Source organism: Nocardioides caricicola (assembly GCF_039541135.1).
GTDB classification, from domain to species: Bacteria; Actinomycetota; Actinomycetes; order Propionibacteriales; family Nocardioidaceae; genus Nocardioides; species Nocardioides caricicola.
Genome location: NZ_BAABFQ010000005.1, coordinates 405,559 through 425,696 on the forward strand (window position 1 = coordinate 405,559; position 20,138 = coordinate 425,696).

21 protein-coding genes are annotated in these 20,138 nt (G+C 72.4%); 8 read left to right on the plus strand and 13 right to left on the minus strand.

Translation table 11 applies throughout. The features are described 5' to 3' along the window. The first annotated feature begins 75 nt into the window (after nt 1-75). The gene (locus tag ABD875_RS10340) at nt 76-1,209 is read left to right on the plus strand and encodes a hypothetical protein (RefSeq protein ID WP_345174781.1); all 1,134 of its coding nucleotides are present in this window, start codon (nt 76-78) and stop codon (nt 1,207-1,209) included. Nucleotides 1,210-1,347: 138 nt separating this feature from the next. After that, nucleotides 1,348-1,749 (plus strand): VOC family protein, encoded by a 402-nt coding sequence (locus ABD875_RS10345; RefSeq protein ID WP_345174788.1) that lies wholly within the window; start codon nt 1,348-1,350, stop codon nt 1,747-1,749. Here the strand turns inward: ABD875_RS10345 and ABD875_RS10350 are convergent, their stop codons facing one another. Genes ABD875_RS10350 through ABD875_RS10360 form a run of 3 tightly spaced genes read right to left on the minus strand, consistent with a single transcriptional unit; the run spans nt 1,750 to nt 3,206 of the window. Then, nucleotides 1,750-2,211, minus strand: a complete 462-nt coding sequence (locus ABD875_RS10350) for an SRPBCC domain-containing protein (protein ID WP_345174795.1) — start codon at nt 2,209-2,211, stop codon at nt 1,750-1,752. 10 nt (nt 2,212-2,221) lie between these two features. Continuing rightward, a complete protein-coding gene (locus ABD875_RS10355) occupies nt 2,222-2,866 on the minus strand; it encodes a dihydrofolate reductase family protein (protein WP_345174804.1) in 645 nt (214 codons plus the stop codon). A gap of 1 nt (nt 2,867) precedes the next feature. Further along, complete coding sequence (locus ABD875_RS10360) at nt 2,868-3,206, minus strand: ArsR/SmtB family transcription factor (RefSeq protein ID WP_345174833.1); 339 nt, start codon at nt 3,204-3,206, stop codon at nt 2,868-2,870. A gap of 61 nt (nt 3,207-3,267) precedes the next feature. Between ABD875_RS10360 and ABD875_RS10365 the strand changes: the two genes are divergently transcribed. The 3 genes from ABD875_RS10365 to ABD875_RS10375 are packed head-to-tail and all read left to right on the plus strand — an operon-like array spanning nt 3,268 to nt 5,856. Further along, nucleotides 3,268-4,005 carry a GNAT family N-acetyltransferase gene (locus ABD875_RS10365; RefSeq protein WP_345174839.1) on the plus strand — a complete coding sequence of 246 codons (738 nt, stop codon included), beginning with the start codon at nt 3,268-3,270 and terminating at the stop codon, nt 4,003-4,005. Nucleotide 4,006: 1 nt separating this feature from the next. Next, nucleotides 4,007-4,672, plus strand: a complete 666-nt coding sequence (locus ABD875_RS10370) for a DUF1684 domain-containing protein (RefSeq protein WP_345174846.1) — start codon at nt 4,007-4,009, stop codon at nt 4,670-4,672. Continuing rightward, entirely contained in the window at nt 4,669-5,856 is a 1,188-nt protein-coding gene (locus ABD875_RS10375; RefSeq protein WP_345174855.1) for a cysteine desulfurase-like protein, read from the plus strand. The genes ABD875_RS10370 and ABD875_RS10375 overlap by 4 nt, the downstream gene beginning before the upstream one ends. Here ABD875_RS10375 and ABD875_RS10380 read toward each other — a convergent pair. The 7 genes from ABD875_RS10380 to ABD875_RS10410 form a co-directional block, all read right to left on the minus strand. Then, on the minus strand, nt 5,833-7,218 hold the full coding sequence (locus ABD875_RS10380; protein WP_345174861.1) for an amidase: 1,386 nt from the start codon (nt 7,216-7,218) through the stop codon (nt 5,833-5,835). The genes ABD875_RS10375 and ABD875_RS10380 overlap by 24 nt on opposite strands. Nucleotides 7,219-7,330: 112 nt before the next feature. Beyond that, nucleotides 7,331-7,942 carry an SRPBCC family protein gene (locus ABD875_RS10385; protein WP_345174867.1) on the minus strand — a complete coding sequence of 204 codons (612 nt, stop codon included), beginning with the start codon at nt 7,940-7,942 and terminating at the stop codon, nt 7,331-7,333. Next, nucleotides 7,939-10,329, minus strand: a complete 2,391-nt coding sequence (gene cutA / locus ABD875_RS10390) for an aerobic carbon-monoxide dehydrogenase large subunit (RefSeq protein ID WP_345174874.1) — start codon at nt 10,327-10,329, stop codon at nt 7,939-7,941. The genes ABD875_RS10385 and cutA overlap by 4 nt, the downstream gene beginning before the upstream one ends. Beyond that, nucleotides 10,326-10,802 carry a (2Fe-2S)-binding protein gene (locus ABD875_RS10395; protein ID WP_345174882.1) on the minus strand — a complete coding sequence of 159 codons (477 nt, stop codon included), beginning with the start codon at nt 10,800-10,802 and terminating at the stop codon, nt 10,326-10,328. The genes cutA and ABD875_RS10395 overlap by 4 nt, the downstream gene beginning before the upstream one ends. Further along, complete coding sequence (locus tag ABD875_RS10400) at nt 10,799-11,611, minus strand: FAD binding domain-containing protein (RefSeq protein WP_345174888.1); 813 nt, start codon at nt 11,609-11,611, stop codon at nt 10,799-10,801. The genes ABD875_RS10395 and ABD875_RS10400 overlap by 4 nt, the downstream gene beginning before the upstream one ends. A gap of 14 nt (nt 11,612-11,625) precedes the next feature. Beyond that, nucleotides 11,626-13,092 (minus strand): uracil-xanthine permease family protein, encoded by a 1,467-nt coding sequence (locus tag ABD875_RS10405; protein WP_345174907.1) that lies wholly within the window; start codon nt 13,090-13,092, stop codon nt 11,626-11,628. A gap of 158 nt (nt 13,093-13,250) precedes the next feature. Next, nucleotides 13,251-14,480: a PucR family transcriptional regulator gene (locus tag ABD875_RS10410; protein ID WP_345174912.1), complete on the minus strand. Its 1,230-nt coding sequence runs from the start codon at nt 14,478-14,480 to the stop codon at nt 13,251-13,253. A 75-nt stretch (nt 14,481-14,555) separates the two neighbouring features. Here ABD875_RS10410 and ABD875_RS10415 point away from each other — a divergent pair, with 75 nt between their 5' ends. From ABD875_RS10415 to ABD875_RS10425, 3 genes are read left to right on the plus strand one after another with little or no spacing between them, the layout of a single operon-like run. Next, nucleotides 14,556-15,287 carry an oxamate carbamoyltransferase subunit AllH family protein gene (locus ABD875_RS10415; RefSeq protein ID WP_345174918.1) on the plus strand — a complete coding sequence of 244 codons (732 nt, stop codon included), beginning with the start codon at nt 14,556-14,558 and terminating at the stop codon, nt 15,285-15,287. Continuing rightward, a complete protein-coding gene (locus ABD875_RS10420; protein WP_345174924.1) occupies nt 15,284-16,660 on the plus strand; it encodes an AllF/FdrA family protein in 1,377 nt (458 codons plus the stop codon). The genes ABD875_RS10415 and ABD875_RS10420 overlap by 4 nt, the downstream gene beginning before the upstream one ends. Continuing rightward, nucleotides 16,657-18,054 (plus strand): YlbE family protein, encoded by a 1,398-nt coding sequence (locus ABD875_RS10425; protein ID WP_345174933.1) that lies wholly within the window; start codon nt 16,657-16,659, stop codon nt 18,052-18,054. The genes ABD875_RS10420 and ABD875_RS10425 overlap by 4 nt, the downstream gene beginning before the upstream one ends. On the opposite strand, the gene ABD875_RS10430 is transcribed toward ABD875_RS10425, so the two are convergent. The 3 genes from ABD875_RS10430 to ABD875_RS10440 are packed head-to-tail and all read right to left on the minus strand — an operon-like array spanning nt 17,978 to nt 20,138. Beyond that, entirely contained in the window at nt 17,978-18,334 is a 357-nt protein-coding gene (locus ABD875_RS10430) for an MGMT family protein (RefSeq protein ID WP_345174939.1), read from the minus strand. The two genes, ABD875_RS10425 and ABD875_RS10430, sit on opposite strands and share 77 nt — an antisense overlap. Beyond that, nucleotides 18,334-18,849: a hypothetical protein gene (locus ABD875_RS10435; protein WP_345174945.1), complete on the minus strand. Its 516-nt coding sequence runs from the start codon at nt 18,847-18,849 to the stop codon at nt 18,334-18,336. The genes ABD875_RS10430 and ABD875_RS10435 overlap by 1 nt, the downstream gene beginning before the upstream one ends. Further along, the gene (locus ABD875_RS10440) at nt 18,846-20,138 is read right to left on the minus strand and encodes a DUF58 domain-containing protein (protein WP_345174953.1); all 1,293 of its coding nucleotides are present in this window, start codon (nt 20,136-20,138) and stop codon (nt 18,846-18,848) included. Before ABD875_RS10440 ends, ABD875_RS10435 begins: the two co-directional genes overlap by 4 nt.

Consider the following 20,138-nt stretch of genomic DNA (forward strand, 5'->3'; position numbering starts at 1 on the left):
GAACGCGGCGTCCTGGCATCATGCGCGCATGGTTCGTTCGCTTGCTGAGGCTGCGAAGACGCAGCGCGCGGTTCGATGATCGTCGCCTCCAGCTCCGTTGAGCTCGGCTCCGACGAGCACACCTTCGTGATCCGTGGCGAGGCCGGCACCGTCGTCGGCAGCCCGTGGGACGGCAGCACTCTGGTCACCATCCCTACCGATGTCGACCAGGTCGGCGACGTGTGGGTGAACACCGGTGACCAGTGGGGGCCTTTCAGCGTCACCACCCAGGTCCACGACACCCCACCTCCGGACGACCCTTCCTGGGAGGACGTCGTCGAGATCACCCTGACCTGCACCAGCGGTCTCCTCGTCGCAGAGCTGGTCAACCATGAACCGTCCACCTCATTGACTACCGACCCCGGCTCCTACCGAATCCGGGTCTGTGCCCGCGGCCGAGTCGACCCAGAGCTCGACGACGACTACGACGACCAGGACGAGCCCGGCGCCGAGAGCACCGAACCAGTCGAGCACTACCTCGTCCAGGCATGGCCGGCCCTACCGACTGACCCAACAGCCCCTGTCATCGTCCGGGACACCAGCAGCTGGGCCGCTGCGCAGCTCGCCGGCCCACGCACCTACCCCGAGGTCGAAGGCACCAAGGTCGGGTTGGCGGCAGCCGCGCGTATCGGCCACGACGCCGACGGCGGCCCCGGCGCCAGACACCTGTCAGGGACCGTCAGCGCGATCACGCTCGAGGGTGTCGTACCAGGCACCCGCAGGAAGGTCTCGAAGTACCTCAAGTATGGGCCAACACTCTCTCGACACGTCCCGACGTGGAGCTTCATGGCCGGCCCCGGCTGGGACCAGCTCGGCGCCGCCAACTACTGCGCCGCTGGCGGAGGCCACCCCGACCAGCTGACCGGTGCCAACGGCGTGATCCGGGTTGTCCGGGTCGCCGACGACAGTCCACGCTCGTGGGTGAGCCAATGGGCGTGGATGGTCCCCGGCCCAGGCCCGAACGGCAGGTGGATCGCCAATCTGGTCCCCCTGCTCGTCGAGGACACCACCGTCACCGCCACCTTCACCCAAACCAAGGACGAGCAGGGACAACCGTGGACCACCGTGCAGGTCCAGCACGACCTCATTCCGGTGGAGTGGGTCGATGACCTGACGTCGTGGTGGACCTACCAACTCGCCATGATGACGTCACTCGCGGCCACAACCTGACATGGAACGCGGCTCGAGTCGCGTCTCATCGCCGCCTGCCGGCGATGCCGGCGACGAGCAGGACGGCGAGGGCGACGACGGCAGTGCGGCAGCCGCGGGGCCGATGAGTACGGCGCGCGCGCGCGCGGTCAAACGACCATGTCGTCCTATCGCACCGTCATCGCCCTGCCCACCGCCGACCGCGGACGTGCGTACGCGTTCGCCCGGACGCTCGGCTTCGAGACGCCAGGGGAGCTGGCCGACGACGGGGTGCCTGAACCGCTGCGGGTGCAGCTGAACGAGCTGACCGCGGTGATGTACATCCCGACCGGCGGGTTCGGCTGGGTCACCAGCGGCCGAACCACCGCAGACTCCACGATCTCCGAGTGCCTGCTCAGCCTGCAGGTCGACTCCCCCGGCGAGGTGGACGGCATCGTCGGTCGCGTCGAGGCGGCCGGCGGCGTGGTCGTCTCAGCGCCCGAGCAGAAGCCGTGGGGCTACACCGCGACCTTCACCGACCCCGACGGTCACCTCTGGGAGGCCATCGTCTCGGAGATCTGATCAGGCCAGGTGCGCCGCCAGGAGGTCGAGGAGCCCGCGGCTGCCGGCCTCACGGCCGGGGCCCTCGGCCCAGTACTGGTCGAGGAAGACGCCGTGCTCGGTGTGAGTGAACACGGTGCCGTCGTCGGCGGGCTCGAACTCGAACGACGCGACCGACGTCGACATGTGGGCGCCGTCGAGCCACATGTCGTACGACGTGACGATGCGTTCGTGCTCCACGATGTCGGTGTAGGTCGCGACGTACCGCGAGACAGGTCCGTCGTGGAACGCGCCCTCGGCCACGTCGCGGCCGCCGACGCGGAAGTCGAACGCCCACTCACCACGGACGAAGGCGTCGGCGTCGCCGTACCACGCCCGCTTCTGGTCCTCCTCGGCGAAGGCGCTCCAGACCCGCTCGACCGGCACCGGATAGGTGCGGCTGAGGGTGAAGCCGGCATGAGCCAGGCGACGTTCGAGAGTCATCGGTGCGGTCCTAGCGCGTGAAGGTGACGTGGAGCGTGCCGCTCTCAGCGACCTCGGTCGTCATGCGGTGCGTCTGCTCGAGCCCACGCAGGTCCTCCCAGACGCGGTGCCCGCGATCGAGCACGACCGGCGCGATCGCGACGTGCAGGTCGTCCACGAGCCCGGCGCGCAGAAACGCGCGGGCGGTGCGGATGCCACCTCCGACGCGTATGTCGAGACCGCCGGCGGCCTCGCTCGCCTCGGCGAGCACGTCCTCGATCCGCCCGTCGCGGAAGCGGAACGTCGTCCCGCCCTGCATCGCGATGTCGGGACGGGGCGCCGTGCTTGTCAGCACGAAGACCGGGAAGCCGAAGGGCGGCTCGTCGCCCCACCACCCCTTCCAGTCGGGATCGTCGGGGAACGTGTGCAGGCCGAACATCGCCGCCCCCATGATCTCGGCGCCGATGCCGGTGAAGAAGGCCGTGGCGTAGGCGTCGTCGATCCCGGTCGTGCCGGCGCCACTGGTGTCGCCGAACACCCGCTCCTTCATGGTGCGGGTCGCGACGTAGGCGGCGGTGATCGGTCCCCAGTCCTCACCCATCGGGTTCTCCGGTCCGTCGCCGGCCGAGGTGCAACCGTCGAGCGAGCTGAAGAGGTCGATCCGAACGCGCGTCATGTCAGGAGTCCTTCGATCCGGTGCGGGCCAGGTGGATGCCGAGTCGGTCGGCTTGCCGTTCTGCAGGGGTGCGCTGCTCGCCGAGCCACAGGTGCAGCACGTCGAGCGCGCCCGGTCGCAGGCTCACCGTCCGCACCCGGCCGTGCTTCTCGGACGAGACGACGCCGGCGTCCTCCAGCACGCGGAGGTGCTGCATCAGCGACGGCAGCGCCATCGAGAACGGCGCCGCCAGCTCGGAGACGACGGCCGGCGACACCGACAGCCGCTCCACGACGGCGCGACGCGTCGGATCCGCCAGGGCGCGGAGGACGGCGTCCAGCTCCGCCTGATAGTTAGGCACAAGCCTAACTATTGCACGAAAACCCAGAGACCGGTGCGACCCTGCGCGGCAGGATGTGCGGGTGCAGCTCACGATCTCCGTCCTCGCCGACCGTCCGGACCTCGTCGACGCGATGTGGGCCATGCCCAACTCGTGGCCGACGTTCATGACGAACGACCCGATCGGCGGGCTGTACTACGGCAACGTCGAGACGCGGTTCGCCGCGTACGTGCTCGTGGCGCAGGACGAGGCGGGCGAGGTCGTGGCGTGTGCGTACTCGGTGCCGTTCACGCGGGGCGACGACGAGCTTCCCGACAACGGGTGGGACTTCGCGATCCGCAGCGGGCTGCTGACCAGCCTGCGCGGCGACCGACCGGACGCGATCTCCGCGATCGAGATCGCGGTGCGGCCCGACCTGCAGGGCGCCGGTCTGTCCAGCCAGATGGTGACGGCGATGCGGGACAACGCCAAGCGGCACGGGTTCGCCGAGCTGGTGGCGCCGGTGCGTCCCAACGGCAAGACCGACATCCACGAGCCGATGTCGACGTACGCATTCCGTGTCCGCGAGGACGGCCTGCCGGTCGACCCGTGGCTGCGGGTGCACGTGCGCGCCGGCGGGCGGATCGCCAAGGTCGCGCCGCGCTCGATGGTCATCCCCGGCACCGTCGAGGAGTGGCGCGAGTGGACCGGGCTGCCGTTCGACCGCAGCGGCCCGGTGCACGTGCCGAAGGCGCTGTCCCCGGTGCACTGCGACCTGGAGCACGGGGTGGCGACGTACGTCGAGCCGAACGTGTGGGTCGTCCATCGCACCGGCGCCTGAGATGGGCTTCGAGGAGGACTGGCACGCCTGGCGCGACGCGCGCGAGCAGCGGCTGCGCAGCCCGCAGGGGTGGCTGGCCGTCACCGGGATCCACTGGCTGACCGAGGAGCCGCAGCGCTTCGACGGCGTCCCGGGTGAGTGGCGCCGCGACGACCACGGCCCGGTCCTCGACGGGCAGCACCTCGGTGACGTCGACGAGGACGGGGTGCGGCTGACGCTCGGCGACACGACGGTCGAGGTGGCCGACCGGGACGGTCGGACCATCGTGCGGCCACGGCAGCCGAGCTCGCCCCACCTGCGCCGGTACCAGGGGACGCCGTGCTTCCCGCCGGACGCCGCCTGGGTGGTCCCCGCCCGCCACGAGGGACACGAGGTGGTCTTCGAGCACGACGGCAGCGAGCACCGGCTGGTCGCGGAGGTCGAGGACGACGGCCGGCTGTGGATCCTGTTCCGCGACGCGACGTCGGGCGTGACGACGTACGCCGCGATGCGCCAGCTGCTGACCGAGGTGCCGGACGACGACGGCGCGGTCGAGCTCGACTTCAACCGCGCCCACAACATGCCGTGCGCCTACACCGACTTCGCCACCTGCCCGGTGGCGCCGGCGCAGAACACGCTGCCGTTCGCCGTCGAGGCCGGCGAGCAGACCCCGAGGATGGACCCATGACCTACGACGTGACCGAGCTCCGCAGCCACTTCCCGTCCCTGGACTCGGGCACCGCCCACTTCGACTCCCCCGCCGGCACCCAGACCCCGCGCCAGGTCGGCGCGGCCATCGCCGCCACCCTCACCGGCCCGTTGTCGAACCGCGGCACCGGCTCCCCGTCCGAGTCGAACGCCGACGCCGCGGTCGCCGCGTTCCGCAGCGCGTACGCCGACCTGCTCGGCGTGCCGGCGGGCGGCATCGTCTACGGACGCAGCGCCACCCAGCTGATCTACGACTTCTCCCGCGCGATCGCCAAGGACTGGCGGTCGGGCGACGTGATCGTCGTGAGCCGGCTCGACCACGACTCCAACGTCCGCCCGTGGGTCCAGGCCGCGGAGCAGCAGGGCGTCACGGTGCACTGGCTCGACTTCGACCCCGAGACCGGCGAGCTGGAGGAGGCGCAGCTCGACCCGCGTACGCGCCTGGTCGCGATCACCGGTGCGTCCAACCTGATCGGCACGAAACCGCCGGTACGACGGATCGCGGACGCCGCGCACGCGGTCGGCGCGCAGGTGTTCGTCGACGCCGTGCACCTCGCAGCACACGGGTTCGTCGACGTCACCGAGCTCGGCGCGGACTACTTCGTGTGCTCGCCGTACAAGTTCCTCGGCCCGCACTGCGGCGTCCTCGGCGCGGCGCCCGAGCTCCTCGCGACACTGCGCAACGACAAGCTGGTGCCGTCGACCGATGCGGTGCCCGAACGGTTCGAGCTCGGGACCCTGCCGTACGAGATCATGGCCGGCGCGACCGCGACCGTGGACTTCCTCGCCGCCATCGCGCCCGGCGACGCGACCTCTCGCCGCGAGCGGCTCCGCACGTCGCTGCACGCGGTCGACGAGCACGAGCTGCGCCTGCGGACGCGGCTCGAGGACGGCCTGGACCCTGGCGTGGTCGTGCACTCCCGCGCAGCCGACCGGACGCCCACGCTGCTGCTGACCTTCCCCGGGCGAGAGACCAAGGACGCGTACCGCTTCCTCGCCGAGCGCGGGGTCCTCGCGCCGGCCGGCTCGTTCTACGCCTACGAGGGGTTCCGCCGACTCGGGCTCGAGGACGAGAACGCCCTGCGCCTCGGGCTCGCGCCGTACGTCGACGACACCGACGTCGACCGGGCGCTCGAGGGTCTAGCGGCGTTCCTGGACCGCTAGCTCGACGGCCGCCGCCACCTCGAGGAGGAACCGGTCGCGGCCGTGCGCTGCGACGATCTGGATGCCGACCGGGAGCCCGTCCGACGTGTGCCCGAACGGCACCGAGATCGCCGGGCAGCCGGTGACGGTGATGAAGTAGGCCGCGCGCATCCAGTCGAGGTAGGTCTGCATCGGCCGACCGTTGATCGCGGTCGGGAACTCCTGGTCGGCGGGGAACGGCGGCACCTGCGAGACCGGGAGCACGAGCACGTCGTGGGTCTCGAAGAACTCCCGCATCCGCTCCGCCAGCATCGTGCGCTGGTGGTAGGCGCGGGCGACGTCGGCGCCGGTCAGCGTCTCCCCCGCCCGGATGTTGTCGGCCAGCGACGGCTTGAACGCGTCGGGGTGCTCGGCCAGCAGCGGACCGAGCTTCGCCTGGAAGTGCCAGGCGCGCAGGGTGCGGAACGTGTCGTCGGCCTCGGCCAGGACGGGGTGCGCGTCGGAGACGCGGTCGAACAGCGAGGCGGCCGACGCCACCACCGACGCCACCTCGTCGTCGACCTCGAACGCCCCGCCGAGGTCGACCGACAGCGCGACGCGGAGCCCGGCCAGCGAGAGCGGGACGAGCGACGCGAACGACGAGCCCGGCTCGCGCAGTGCCTGCGGAGCGCGGGGGTCCGGTCCGGCCAGCACCGACAGCAGCAGCGCGAGGTCGCCGACGTTGCGGGCCATCGGGCCACCGACCGACGTGGTCTCCCACTGGTTGTACAGCGGCCACTCCGGCACCCGGCCCAACGACGGACGCAGGCCCACCACGCCGCAGAACGACGCCGGGTTGCGCAGCGACCCACCCATGTCGGAGCCGTCCGCGAGCGGCACCATCCCGGACGCCAGCGCGCACGCCGCGCCGCCCGACGAGCCACCGGCGGACCGCGCCGGGTCGACCGGGTTCAGCGTCGTGCCGAAGACGGTGTTGAACGTGTGCGACCCGGCCGCGAACTCCGGCACGTTCGACTTCCCGATCGGCACCACGCCGGCGCGCCGCACCCGTTCGACGATCAGCTCGTCGGCGTCGGGCACGTGGTCGCGGAAGAGCGGGGAGCCGTACGTCGTGCGCCATCCCGCGACGGCATGGGTGTCCTTGAACGCGAACGGCAGCCCGTGCAGCGGGCCGATCTCGGCCCCGGTCGCCAGCGCCTGGTCCGCGGCCGCGGCGCCCTCGCGGGCGCGGTCCTCGTCGAGCGAGACGATCGCGTTCAGCTGTGGGTTGCGCTCGGCGATCCGCTCCAGGTGCAGGTCGAGCAGCTCGCGTGCCGAGATCTCGCGGCGACGTACGGCGGCGGCCTGGTCGCGCGCGGTCGAGTCGACGTTCAGGTCCCTCATGGTCGGTCCTCGCCGGACATCTCGGGGAATGCCTGACGTTCTCGGGTGATGCTTCGCCCCAGAACGTCAGGTTTCCCCGGGGGGCCGGGGAAACCTGCGCCGCGCAACCCCGTCATGGCCGGCCGAAGAGCCGCCCGACGACGACGCCGAGCACGACCAGGCCGGCACCGACGGCGATGCCCTTCACGAAGTCGGACGACGAGCCGAGCGCCGGCCGGGCCGGGGCGGTGAACGCCTGGGGTGCTCCCGGGGTCTCGGCGGTCTCGACCCCGGACGGGCCGGGACCCTGGCCGATCGCCTGCGCGACGTTGCCGAAGAAGTCCCCGGCCATCCGCTTCGAGACGCTGGTCAGCATCCGCTGCCCGACACCGCCGACCATGCCGCCCACGACCGCGTCCGCGTCGTAGTCGATGCGGGTCACGCCCGGCTCTGCCTCGCCGAAGAACACCTTCACGGTGGCGTCGATGGTGCCGGGGGCGCCGGCACCGGTCAGCTTCATGACCAGCGACTCGTTCTCCTTCAGGTCGGAGAGCTCGCAGGAGCCGAGATAGGTGCCCTTGATCGCGGCGACGCCGGCGGTGACGGTCATGTCGTAGGAGTTCTCGCCGGTCGCGACCAACCGGTCGCAGCCCGGGATCGTCGAAACCAGCACCCGTGGGTCGAGGATCGCGTCCCAGACCATCTCGACCGGGTACGGGACGATGTTGGAGCCGACGATGTTCATGAGTTCTCCAGGCCTTGCGATTGGCGAAGTGCGTACAGCTCGGACGGCGAGATCGGCATCGCGGTGATCACGATGTCTTCGGCGTCCTCGATGGCGGCGGCGAACACCGCGGCCGAGGGGATCACGCCGGCCTCGCCGGCGCCCTTGATGCCGAGCGGGTTCAGCGGGGACGGCGTCTCGAGGTGGTCGATGTCGATGCCGTCCGGCACCTCGGTGACGTACGGCATCAGGTAGTCCATGAACGACGCGTTGAGCAGCTGCCCGGACTCGTCGTACGCCATCCGCTCGTACAGCGCGCCGCCCACGCCCTGCGCCACACCGCCGTGGATCTGGCCCTCGACGATCATCGGGTTGATCAGGTTGCCGCAGTCGTGGACGACGGCGTACTTGAGGATCGTGATCTCCGCGGTGTCCGGGTCGGTCTCCACGATCACCGCGTGCATGCCGGACGCGAACGTCGCCCGCTCGGGCGAGTAGAAGTCGCGACCCTCGAGGCCGGGCTCCTCGTCCTCGGGCACCGGCGGCTTGCCGGGATCGCCCACGGAGAACTGGGTCGCGGCCTTGGACGCCTCGTCGAAGGCGTAGCGCAGCGGGTTCGACAGCACCGACACCGTGCCGAGGTCGATCGACGAGCCGGGCGAGCCCTTGACGGACACGACGCCGTCGACGATCTGCAGGTCGGCGGGGTCCGCCTCGAGCGCCTCCCCCGCGATCTTGAGCGCCTTCTCCTTGGCCCGCTTGGCCGCGAGGTGGATCGCCGAGCCGCTCATCACCGCGGCGCGGGAGGCGAACGTGCCGACGGCGTACGGCATCCGCCGGGTGTCGCCGGTGACGACCTCGACGTCCTCGAACTTCACGCCGAGCTCGTCGGCGACCAGCTGCGCGAAGACGGTGGCGTGCCCCTGACCCTGCGTGGTGAGGCCGGTCGCGACCTTGACCTTGCCGGTGGTCTCGATGTGCACGTGCGCGCCCTCGTAGGGACCGACGCCGGTGCCCTCGACGTAGCAGGCCAGCCCGATGCCGACCCGCCGCCCCTCGGCGGCCATCTCCGCCTTGAACGCCGGGAACTCGTCCCACCCGACCAGCTCCTTGATCTTCACCAGGGACGCCGGGTAGTCGCCGGAGTCGTACTCCAGCTCACGGCCGTCCTGGAAGATCAGCCCCTGGTCGTACGGGAACTCGTCGGGCTGGATGAAGTTGGTGGCGCGCACCTCCGCGCGGTCCTTGCCGAGGTACTTCGCGATCGCGTCCATGGTCCGCTCCATCGCGTAGCAGCCCTGCGGCCGCCCGGCACCGCGGTACGGCGTGACCATCACGGTGTTGGTGTAGAGCGACTCGAAGTAGACGCGGTAGTTCTGCGGCTTGTAGGGACCGAGCAGCTGGGTGGAGGTGATGATCGGGACGATCAGGCCGTACGGGATGTAGGCCCCGTGGTCGTGCCAGAACTCGACGTTCAGCCCGAGCAGCCGGCCGTCGTCGTCGAAGCCGACCTCGATGTGCTGGACCTGGCCGCGCTCGTGGGCGGACGAGATGAAATGCTCGCGCCGGTCCTCGGTGAACTTCACGGTCCGCCCGAGCGCACGGGCCGCCATCGGGACCAGGAGCTCCTCGGGCCACGGGTGGTTGATCTTCACGCCGAAGCCGCCGCCGACGTCGGGCGTGATCACGTCGACCTGGCCGAGGTCGAGGCCCAGCTTCACCGCGACGGCGGCGCGCACGCCGGTGGAGCTCTGCGTCGAGGTCCACAGCTGCAGCCGGTTGAGGTCGGGGTCCCAGCGGGCGACGGTGCCGCGCCCCTCCATCGGCGTGCAGGCGCCGCGCTCGATCGTGAGGTCGAGCTCGAGCCGGTGCGGCGCCGCGGCGATCGCGGCGACCGCATCGCCGACGTTCTGCTCCAGCTTCGCCGCGACGTTGCCGGGGACGTCAGCGTGCACGAGGTTCTTCGCCTCACGCGCGGCGTCGACACCCACGACGGCCGGCAGGAACTCGTACTGCACGCGGATCTTCGAGACCGCGTCCTCGGCGACGTAGCGATCCTCGGCGACCACGAACGCGATGGCCTCGCCGACGTAGTTCACCTCGTCCTTCGCCAGCGCGTACTGAGTGCGGCCCTCGGTGAGCGCCGGGTGCGGGATCAGCAGGGGCAGCGGCTCGGCCATCGGGCCGGTGAGGTCGTCGTAGGTGTAGACGAGGTGGACGCCCTCGACGTCGAGCACGTCGGTCACGTCGATGTCGAGGATGCGGGCGTGCGCGTGGGGCGAGCGGAGCACCGCGGCGTGCAGGAGGTCCTGCTCCACCGCGACGTCGTCGACGTAGCGGCCCTGGCCGCGGAGGAACCGCTGGTCCTCGACGCGCTGGACGCCCTGGCCCATCAGCTTGGTGGTCATGAGAGCTCAGCCGCTCGCTCGACCGCCTTCACGATGTTCTGGTAGCCCGTGCACCGGCACAGGTTCCCAGCGATCATGTCGCGGGCCTCCTCGTGCGTGGGGTGCGGGTTCGCCTTCAACCCGGCGGTGATCGTGGTGAGGAAGCCCGGGGTGCAGAAGCCGCACTGGAGGCCGTGGCACTCCGCGAACGCCTGCTGCACCGGGCTGAGCGTGCCGTCCTCGTCGGCGAGGCCCTCGACCGTGGTGAGCTCGTGGTCGACCGCGGAGACCGCGAACATCAGGCACGAGCGCATCGGCTCGCCGTCGACCAGGATCGTGCACGCGCCGCACACGCCGTGCTCACAGCCGACGTGGGTGCCGGTCAGCTTCAGGTCGTGGCGCAGGGCGTCGGACAGCAGCCGCCGCGCGGGCACCCGGATGTCGTGGGTGGCGCCGTTCACCGTCAGGCGTACGTCGTGGAGCTCCTCGCTCATGCTGCCTCCCGGGCCGATCGGACCACGCGCTCGGTGAGCACGCGCACGAGCTGGGCGCGGTACGCCGCACTCGCGTGGATGTCGCCCATCGGCTCCAGCTTCTCGAGGGCCGCCTCACCGAGGTCGGCGTCGGCGACGCCGGAGAGGTCGACCACGGTGGGTACGTCGCTGACGGAGAGGTAGCCGACCTTCAGGGAGTCCCCGTGGGCCAGCGCCGCGACGCCGACCAGCGCGTAGTCCCCGTGCCGGCGCGCGATCTCCTCGAATCCGACACCGGCGCCGGGCGCGAGTGCGGGGAAGAACGCGGACACCGCGATCTCGTCGTGCGCGAGCGAGGACTCGAGCGGGCCGACGTACAGGTCGTCGGCGTGGATCGTGCGGCGCCCGGCCGGACCCTCGACCTCGACGTGGCCGCCGAGCAGCGAGAGCACCATCGGCATCTCGGCCGCGGCGTCGGCGTGCACGATCGAGCCGACGGTGGTGCCGCGGTTGCGGATCGTCGCGTGGGCGACGTGCGCGAGCGCCATCGGAACGAGCGGCTGCACCCGCCGGACGTCCTCGGAGGCCAGGACGGCGGCGTGCCGGGCGAGCGCACCCACCCGGCAGCCGCCCTCGGTGACCTCGATGCGGTCCAGGCCCGAGACCCCGTTGATGTCGACGAGCAGCGACGGCGCCGCGAGCCGCATCGACAGCAACGGGACCAGGCTCTGGCCGCCGGCCAGCACCTTGGCGTCCGGCTCGCCGGCCAGGGCGGCGACCGCCTCTGCGAGCGTCCCTGGCCGGCGGTAGTCGAACGGTGCTGGCTTCACGATTCCCTAGTCAATCAGTGCTTGTGCTTGGGGTCTTCGCCGTGGTGGTGCGGCGCCGCGTGGTCCTCGACGTGCGCACCCGGGCTGCCGACCGACAGCATCGTGCCGTCGCCGCCCTTCGGAGCGACCAGGCGCGCCAGGTGGTAACCGACGATCACGACGATCGTGCCGAGCGCGATGCCGCCGAGCTGGAAGTCCTTGGTGATCTCGAAGAACCCGGTCGTGCCGTACCCGATGGCGAGGATCAGACCGGCCGAGATCGGCACCAGGTTGATCGGGTCGGCGAAGTTCACCCTGTTCTCGACCCAGATCTTCGCGCCGAGCAGGCCGATCATGCCGTAGAGCACCAGCGTGATGCCGCCGATGACACCGCCGGGGGTGGCGTAGACGACCTGACCGAACTTCGGGACGAAGCCCAGCAGGATCGCCACGATCGCGGCCACGAAGTAGGCGGCGGTCGAGTAGACCCGGGTCGCGGCCATGACCCCGATGTTCTCGGCGTACGTCGTGGTCGGCGAGCCACCGACCGAGCTGGCGACGACGGTGCCGACACCGTCGGCGGCGATCGCCCGGCCCATCACCGGGTCGAGGTCGCGTCCGGTCATGCCGGCGACGGCCTTGACGTGGCCCATGTTCTCGGCGACAAGCGCGATGACTGCCGGAAGTGCGAGCAGCGTGAACGTGACCGAGAAGCTCGGGAGGTGCCAGCCGACCTGGTCCATGTTGTTGGCACCGCCGAAGGGCGACTGGTTGCCGACGAGGCCGGCGACGGTCTTGTCCGGCAGACCGAACCACGGCGCGTCCTTCACGCCGTCCCAGTTGACCCGGTCGCCCGCGACCCCGCCGACGCCGATGGCGTCGAAGACCCACGAGAGCAGGTAGCCGAAGATCAGGCCGAGGAAGATCGCGATCCGGCCCAGGAAGCCCCTGAGACCGACGGCCATCACGATGACCGCGGTCATCGTGATCAGTGCCATCCACCGGTCCGCCGGCATGTAGGTGCTGGTGGCGACGCCGGCCAGGTTGAAGCCGATGATCATGACGACGGCACCGGTGACCACCGGCGGGAGCACCGCGTTGACGACGTCGGCGCCCAGGAAGTGGATGATCACGCCGACGAGCGCGAGGATGACGCCGGAGACGAGGATCGCGCCGGTGACGTCCTGGGGTCCACCGGGGCCGCCGGAGCCGCTGTAGGTGTAGATCGCGGTGGCACCGCCGACGAAGGACGCCGACGTGCCGAGGTAGCTGGGCACCGTGCCCTTCACGATGAGCAGGAAGCAGATCGTCGCGATACCGCTCATCATGATCGCGAGGTTCGCGTCGAGACCCATGATGATCGGGAAGACGAAGGTCGCGCCGAACATGGCGACGACGTGCTGGGCTCCGATACCGACGGTCTTGCCCCACGCGAGGCGCTGGTCCGGGGCTACGGCTTCACCTGGCTTGGGATCGACCACTTCCCACTTGAACATCGACATGACTGCACCCTTTCGGTGTCAGGACGGGCCCGAGGCACCACAAACTAGTGAGGCCCATGACACACCCACGACGGCGACAAATGCCGAAGGAACGCCGCACCGACTGGCACCAGTTGTGGGCGCGTCGCGTCAGGCGCGAGACCGAAATCCCGGCGTCATCAACCGGTGATCTCGTGGACACGGAGGGCGACCGCGACGTCCAGCCGGAGGTGCGAGTCGGTCGACAGCGGACCCAGCAGGCGCTCCAGCTTCGAGACCCGGTAGCGCATCGTGTTGTAGTGGAAGAACTGCAGCCGCGCGGCCTCCGCGACGTTGAAGTTCGTGTCCAGCAGCACCTGCAGCGTCTCGCGCAGGTCCGCGGCCTCGGTCGTGTCGTCGGCGAGCGGGCCGAGCACGTCGTGCACGAAGGCGCGCAGCTCGCCATTGCCCTCGGGCCCGTCGGGGATCAGCGCGATCACCCGGTGCAGGCCGAGCTGGTCGAAGAACGTCGTCGAGCCGCCGCCGTTCACCCGGCGCCCGACCTCGACGGCCCGGCGCGCCTGGGCGTACGCGTCGGGCAGCTGGTCGAGTGACTCTGCGACCCGGCTGACCCCGACGGAGAACGGCCGGCGCCCACCGCCCTTGTCGCCGGCGACCGCCTGCACGACGCGGGCGACCTCCTGGTCCGCGGGCAGGAGGGTCACGACCTCCGTCGAGAAGTCCACGGTCGCGACGCCCGGCGCGACCACCTGACGCCACGCGGCCGAGAACCGCTCCTGCCAGGCCCGGCGCTGCGTGCTCGAGGCGGGCTCGTCGGTCGGGTCGAGCTCGGCGGCGACGACCACCACCGGACGGGTCAGGTCCCAGCCGAACGTGTCCGCGTGCTCGGCGACGTACGCCGGGTCGACCGCGCGGCGCAGCAGCAGGTCGCGCAGGAAGTCGCCGCGGTACTTGTTCTCGACGGCGGTGACCGCCTCCTCGCGCGTGATGAGCAGCGCCGCCACGGCGGCGGCACGCTCGAGGGCGTGCACGTCGTCGGCCGTCCACGGGCCGTCCGCCCGCACGCACACCAGCCGGGCGAGGTCGGTGCCGCCCGCCGCGACCCGCGACACGTGCGCCGGCCCGCCACCCACCGCCTGGTCGATCCGCTCCACGCGGATCCGGCCGGTCGGGTCGAGGAGGTCGCCCGCGGCCAGCAGCGCGCGGTGGTCCTCGGCCAGCGCGGCGGCCCGCTCGCGGCCGTCGGTCGAGGTGAACGCCACGCCGACGCCGAGCACGCGCGCGACCTCCGCGGCGATGCCGCCGAGGTCGCCACCCTCCAGGACGATCTGGGTCAGTCCGGTGTGCAGCGCGTCCACACGAGCGAGCGCGGCGATCGCGCGCTCCTCCCGGTCACCGGTTGTCAACACTTGCACTCCCCTGCCCACTGCGTTGGCACAACGTCACATCGGCAAACGTAATGGGCGGTCGATAGCGTGAGGAAGGTGATCCCCGTCAGCGCGCCGGCCCGGGTGCGCGAGCACCTGCGCGCGCAGCCCGACGGACCGGTCCGGGTGCTGCACCGCGGCCGCGACGCGGTGTACGTCGAGGTCGCGGGCCGCTGCGTGGGCGTCGTCGGGCCGCGCGCCACCGCCGTCCCGTGCGCGCTCCGGTCACGATCCGATCACCTCGGTGGCGACTCGGCACCGTCGGGCGCAGATGCGGCGTACCTTCGACAGGGAGTGCTGCACCTCGACGGCGCCGCGCTGAGCATCGGCAGGATCGTGGACGTCCGCGTCCCGCGTCTTCCGGACACGGCGTGCTCGGGCACCTTGCAGGCTGTCCCCCCGGCCGCGGTGACCGAGCACGTCGGCTCGGTGCCGAGCGACCTCGGCCCCGACGACGTCGCGCGGATGGTCGGCCGCGGCGACGGGCTCACCCCCCTCGGCGACGACGTGATCTGCGGCTGGCTCGCGATCCACCGCGCGGCCGGCGTCGAGACCCCGGACGTCGACGCCGCGGTCCGCGCGCACCTCGGCCGCACCACCCTGCTGTCCGCGACGCTGCTCGACTGCGCGATGCACGGCGAGGTCATCCCGGAGTTCGCCGCCTGGGTCGCCGCCACCGACGACCCCGACCGCACCGCCGCCCTGGCCGCGGTCGGCCACACGTCCGGAGCCGGGATGCTGCACGGCGCCCGGCTCGCCCTCACCCACCTCCAAGGAGTCGCCGCATGACGACCCACGTCGAGCTCCGACCCGGCGCGTACGCCGACTCGGTGACGCTCCTCCAGGTCAGCCGCACCGTGCAGGGCCTGCCCGGTGTGGACGCCGCCCAGGTCGCGATGGCCACCCCGCTGAACGTCGACGTGCTCGCCGAGATGGGCTTCGACATCCCGGCCGAGGCCACGCCCAACGACATGGTCGTCGCGCTCCGGCTCGACGACGCGAGCGCGCTCGCCGGGGCCCTGGCCGGCGTCGAGCAGGCGCTGCGCGACGCCAACCGACGCGACGAGTCCACCAGCGCCATCGCGCCGCCCCGGACGACGGCGAGCGCGCTGAAGCGCGGGTCCGGCGCCATGGCGCTGATCTCGGTGCCCGGCGCGAACGCGTTCGTCGAGGCGATGGACGCCGTCGACGCGGGCAACGACGTGATGGTGTTCAGCGACAACGTGCCGCTGGAGCAGGAGATCGCGCTCAAGCGCGCGGCCGCCGAGCGTGGCGTGCTGGTGATGGGGCCGGACTGCGGCACCGCCGTGGTCGGCGGCCTCGGCCTCGGCTTCGCCAACACCGTCTCCCCCGGCCCGGTCGGCATCGTCGCCGCGTCGGGCACCGGCTGCCAGCAGCTGCTCGCGCTGCTCGACCGCGCGGGCGTCGGCGTCACCTCCGCGCTCGGCGTCGGCGGCCGCGACCTGTCCGCCGAGGTCCGCGGCCTCGCCACCCGCGAGGCGCTGCGCCGCCTCGACGAGGATCCCGCCGTCGAGCTGATCGTGCTGGTGTCCAAGCCGCCGGCCGACGACGTGGCGGCCGAGATCGAGGAGTACGCCGGCAGCCTGTCCACGCCGGTCGAGCACGCGCTCCTCGGGGCCGGCCGGCCCGACCTCACCGCCGCCGCCGAGTCGGTGCTGCGTCGCCTCGGCCGGGAGGTGCCGGCGTGGCCGGTCGTGGGCTCGGCCTCGCCCCGGGCCGGGCTGGTCCGCGGCCTGTTCGTCGGCGGCACGCTGAAGAGCGAGGCCCAGCTGATCGCCGGCGACCCTCACACGTTCGTCGACTTCGGCGACGACGCCTACACGGCCGGGCGCGCCCACCCGATGATCGACCCGACGCTGCGCCTGGAGCACCTCGCCCGCGCCGCCGCCGACCCCGAGACCGGCGTGCTGCTGCTCGACGTGGTGCTCGGCCACGGCGCCGAGCCAGATCCCGCGTCGCGGCTCGCGGCCGCGATCAGCGGCCTCGACAAGCCGGTCGTGGTCGCGGTCGTCGGCACCGACGCCGACCCGCAGGACCGCGAGCGCCAGGTGCGTGCGCTCGCCGACGCCGGCGCCGAGGTCCACCTGTCCAACGCCGGCGCCACCCGCCGCGCCCTCGAGCTCGCCGGAGGCCTGCGATGACCACCCCGAACACCGTCGTCAACGTCGGCGCCGACCTGCTGGCCGACGCGGTCGCCGAGCAGGCCGTGCCCGTCACCCGCGTCGACTGGCGCCCGCCGATGGTGGGCACCGAGGCCGACCTGGCGGACGTCGCGGCGGACCCGCGCCGGCGTACCGCCAACGAGCAGGCACTGGCCGCAATGCTCGACGTCACCGCCACCCTGGTCGACGTCGCCCCGGCCTCGGAGGTGCTCGGCCTGCAGCGCGGCGAGTTCCTGCACGCCGGACCGCCGATCACGTGGGAGCGCGCGTCCGGCCCGATGCGCGGCGCGCTGATGGGCGCCGCCGCGTTCGAGGGCCTGGTCGACGACCCGGAGGACGCCGTCGCGCTGTTCGAGTCCGGCGCCAACGTCTCCCTGGAGCCGTGCCACCACCGCTCCGCGGTCGGCCCGATGGCCGGGATCACCACGCCGGGCATGTGGGTCTGGGTGCTCGAGGACCAGGCGAGCGGGCGGCGTACGTACTGCACGCTCAACGAGGGCCTCGGCAAGGTGCTGCGGTACGGCGCCTACGCCCCCGACGTGATCGAGCGCCTGCACTGGCTGGCCGACGTGCTCGCGCCCCTGCTGCAGAAGGCCGTGCGCGCGGCCGGCCCGGTCGACATCACCGGCATCCTCACGCAGATGCTGCAGATGGGCGACGAGGCCCACAACCGCAACCGGGCCGGGACGTTGATGACCCTGCGTGACCTGGCGCCCGCGATGGTCACGAGCGGCTTCGATGCACCTGACGTCGCCCAGGCGATGCGGTTCATCGGTGGCAACGACCACTTCTTCCTCAACCTCGCGATGCCGGCCTGCAAGCTCGCGCTCGACGCCGCGCGGAACATCGACGGCTCGACGATGGTCGTGGCGATGGCCCGCAACGGCACCGACTTCGGCATCCAGGTCGCGGGCACCGGCGACGAGTGGTTCACGGGTCCGTCGCAGCAGGTGGACGGGCTCTACTTCGGCGACTACGGCCCGGACGACGCGAACCCCGACATCGGCGACTCGGCGATCACCGAGACCGCGGGCATCGGCGGGTTCGCGATGGCGACGGCCCCGGCGATCGTGCGGTTCGTCGGCGGCTCGGTCCCGGATGCCCTCAACACCACCCGCCGGATGCACGAGATCACGCTGGGCGAGAACCCGCGCTGGTCGGTGCCGGTGCTGGAGTTCCAGGGCACGCCGACCGGGATCGACGTGACCAAGGTGTGCCGCACCGGGATCCTGCCGCAGATCAACACCGGCATGGCCGGGAAGCTGGCGGGCGTCGGCCAGGTCGGCGCCGGCCTGGTCACCCCTCCCGCGGAGATCTTCCCGAAGGCGTTGGCCAGGCTTGCTGAGCTGGCGGTCTCCAGAACGCCTTCCTGATGTCGACGTTCCCGGTCCGGCGCAGCGGCGTGCCCTCCTCGAGGTAGGCCTGCCGCGCCTCGTCCCGGTGGCTCGCCGGCAGCGAGCCGTCGGCGCGCACCACGCGCCACCACGGGACCGGCGCGCCGTGCGACGCCATGATCGACCCGACCTGGCGCGGGCCGCCGCCGCCCATCACCGCCCCGACCACCTCCGCGATCGCGCCGTACGTCGTGACCCGCCCGCGCGGCACCGCCTCGACGCAGCGCAGCACCCGCTCGACGTACTCCTCGACGTCCATCAGCCCTCCCCCGTCCGCACCGCGAGCGCCGCGGTCGCCGCCACGGTCGCGGCGAACGCCGTCGCGGCGCCGAGCAGCCAGATCCCGGGCTGCTCCGGCTCACCACGCAGCAGCAGCGCGAGCACCCACGCGGCCGGGACCGTCAGCGCGACCAGCGCGCCGCGGCGCACCCACAGCACGAGGGTGGCGCTGTCGAGGGGCATCGTGGGCGGACCGTACGACGCCAGCAGCGCGGCGACGTGGGCCACCACCAGCGCGAGCGCGGCGACCAGGATCGAGGCGGGCAGCGAGTCCTCGAGCGCGATCGCCCACCAGCCGAGCACGACCAGGCCGGCGGCGGTGCCGTACGGCGAGTCCGGGGCCCACGCCGCCGCGGCCGCGGTTCCCACCACCGCCCCGGCGATCCACCACGGCGGCCAGTTGCCGGCCGGGCCGGTGGCGAGCACCGCGACCACCGGGCCGAGGAGGACCAGGGCTCGCAGGGCGATCTGGGAGCTGCTCGTGCGGGGCGTCATCGAGCCACCACCCGGGGCAGCTGGGCACGCCGGGCCAGCCGGCGCATCACCTCGTCGACCGTGCCCGGCCCACGCCACGGCACGACCGGGCAGCCGAGCGCGGCCAGCCGCTCGAGCACCACCGAGCGCTCGATGCGGCGCATCCGCCAGGCCAGCGCGGCCAGCGCCGGGTCCTGCTCGTCGCCGAGCGTCGCGGGGCGCGCGTCCGGCGGCAGCGTGTCCACGACCAGCACGGCGACCCCGCGGCGGGTCAGCGTGGCAGCGACCGTGCCCATCGACTCCGCGAGCATCGGCGACAGCACGACCACGATCGCGCCGCCGGTCACGCCGAGCTGGAGAACGCCGGTCTCGGGCTCCCCCGGGTCGCCGGTGCGCAGGGTCGCGAGCTGGTCCTGGATGCGGCGCAGGTGCCGCGCGCCGGCGCCGTACCCGACCTGCTCCTGGCCGCGGCCGACCACGCGCAGCGCGACCCGGTCGCCGGCCCGCACGTGGTGCTCGGCGATCGCGGCCGCGGCGCGGACCGACAGGTCCAGGCTGCTCGCGGCCGCGCCGACGCCGCCGGACCCGCCGTGGTCGGCGAGCGCGTCGACCACGAGCAGCACGCCGGTGTCCTCCTCGGCGCGCGTCGTCACGACGTGCAGGGTGCGGGTGCGCAGCGACACCGGCCAGTTGACGCGGCGCAGCCGGTCGCCCGGCTGGAACGGGCGGATCCCGGACAGCTCGGTGCCGCTGCCACTGCGCTGGGAGCGATGGGCCCCGACCAGCCCGATCGGCTGCGGCGCCTCGGCGCGGGAGTCGTACGGCGCGGTCGTCGGCAGCACCCGCACCGGGCGGCCGCCGAGCCGGACCGGGCCGAACCGGAAGCCCGCCCACGGGCTGTACAGCGCGACGTTCTCCTCGCCCAGCACCCGGCGGCCCCAGCGCCGGGGGCTGATCTCGACGGCGGGGACGCCGCCGGCAAGCAGTCCGCCCACCTGGCCGTCGTGCGGCCGGATCGCGACGTACGCCGGGCGGCCGGCGGCCCGGGTGACGTACTCCGCCTCGTCACCGTCGCCGACCACCAGGCGCGAGGTCGTGCCCTGGCCCTCGTGGAGGACGCCGTGGTCGAGCCGGGAGTCGAGCCGCGGCAGCCGGTGCGGCCGGTGCGCCAGGCCGAGCGCCGTGAACGTCACGAACGGCGCGGCGAGCACCATCAGCACCGGCTTGCCCACGACGAGCGCGAGCGCGACGGCGACCGCGCCGAGCACGACCGCCCGGCCGAGTGCCGCCGTCGCCCGCCAGCTGCTCAT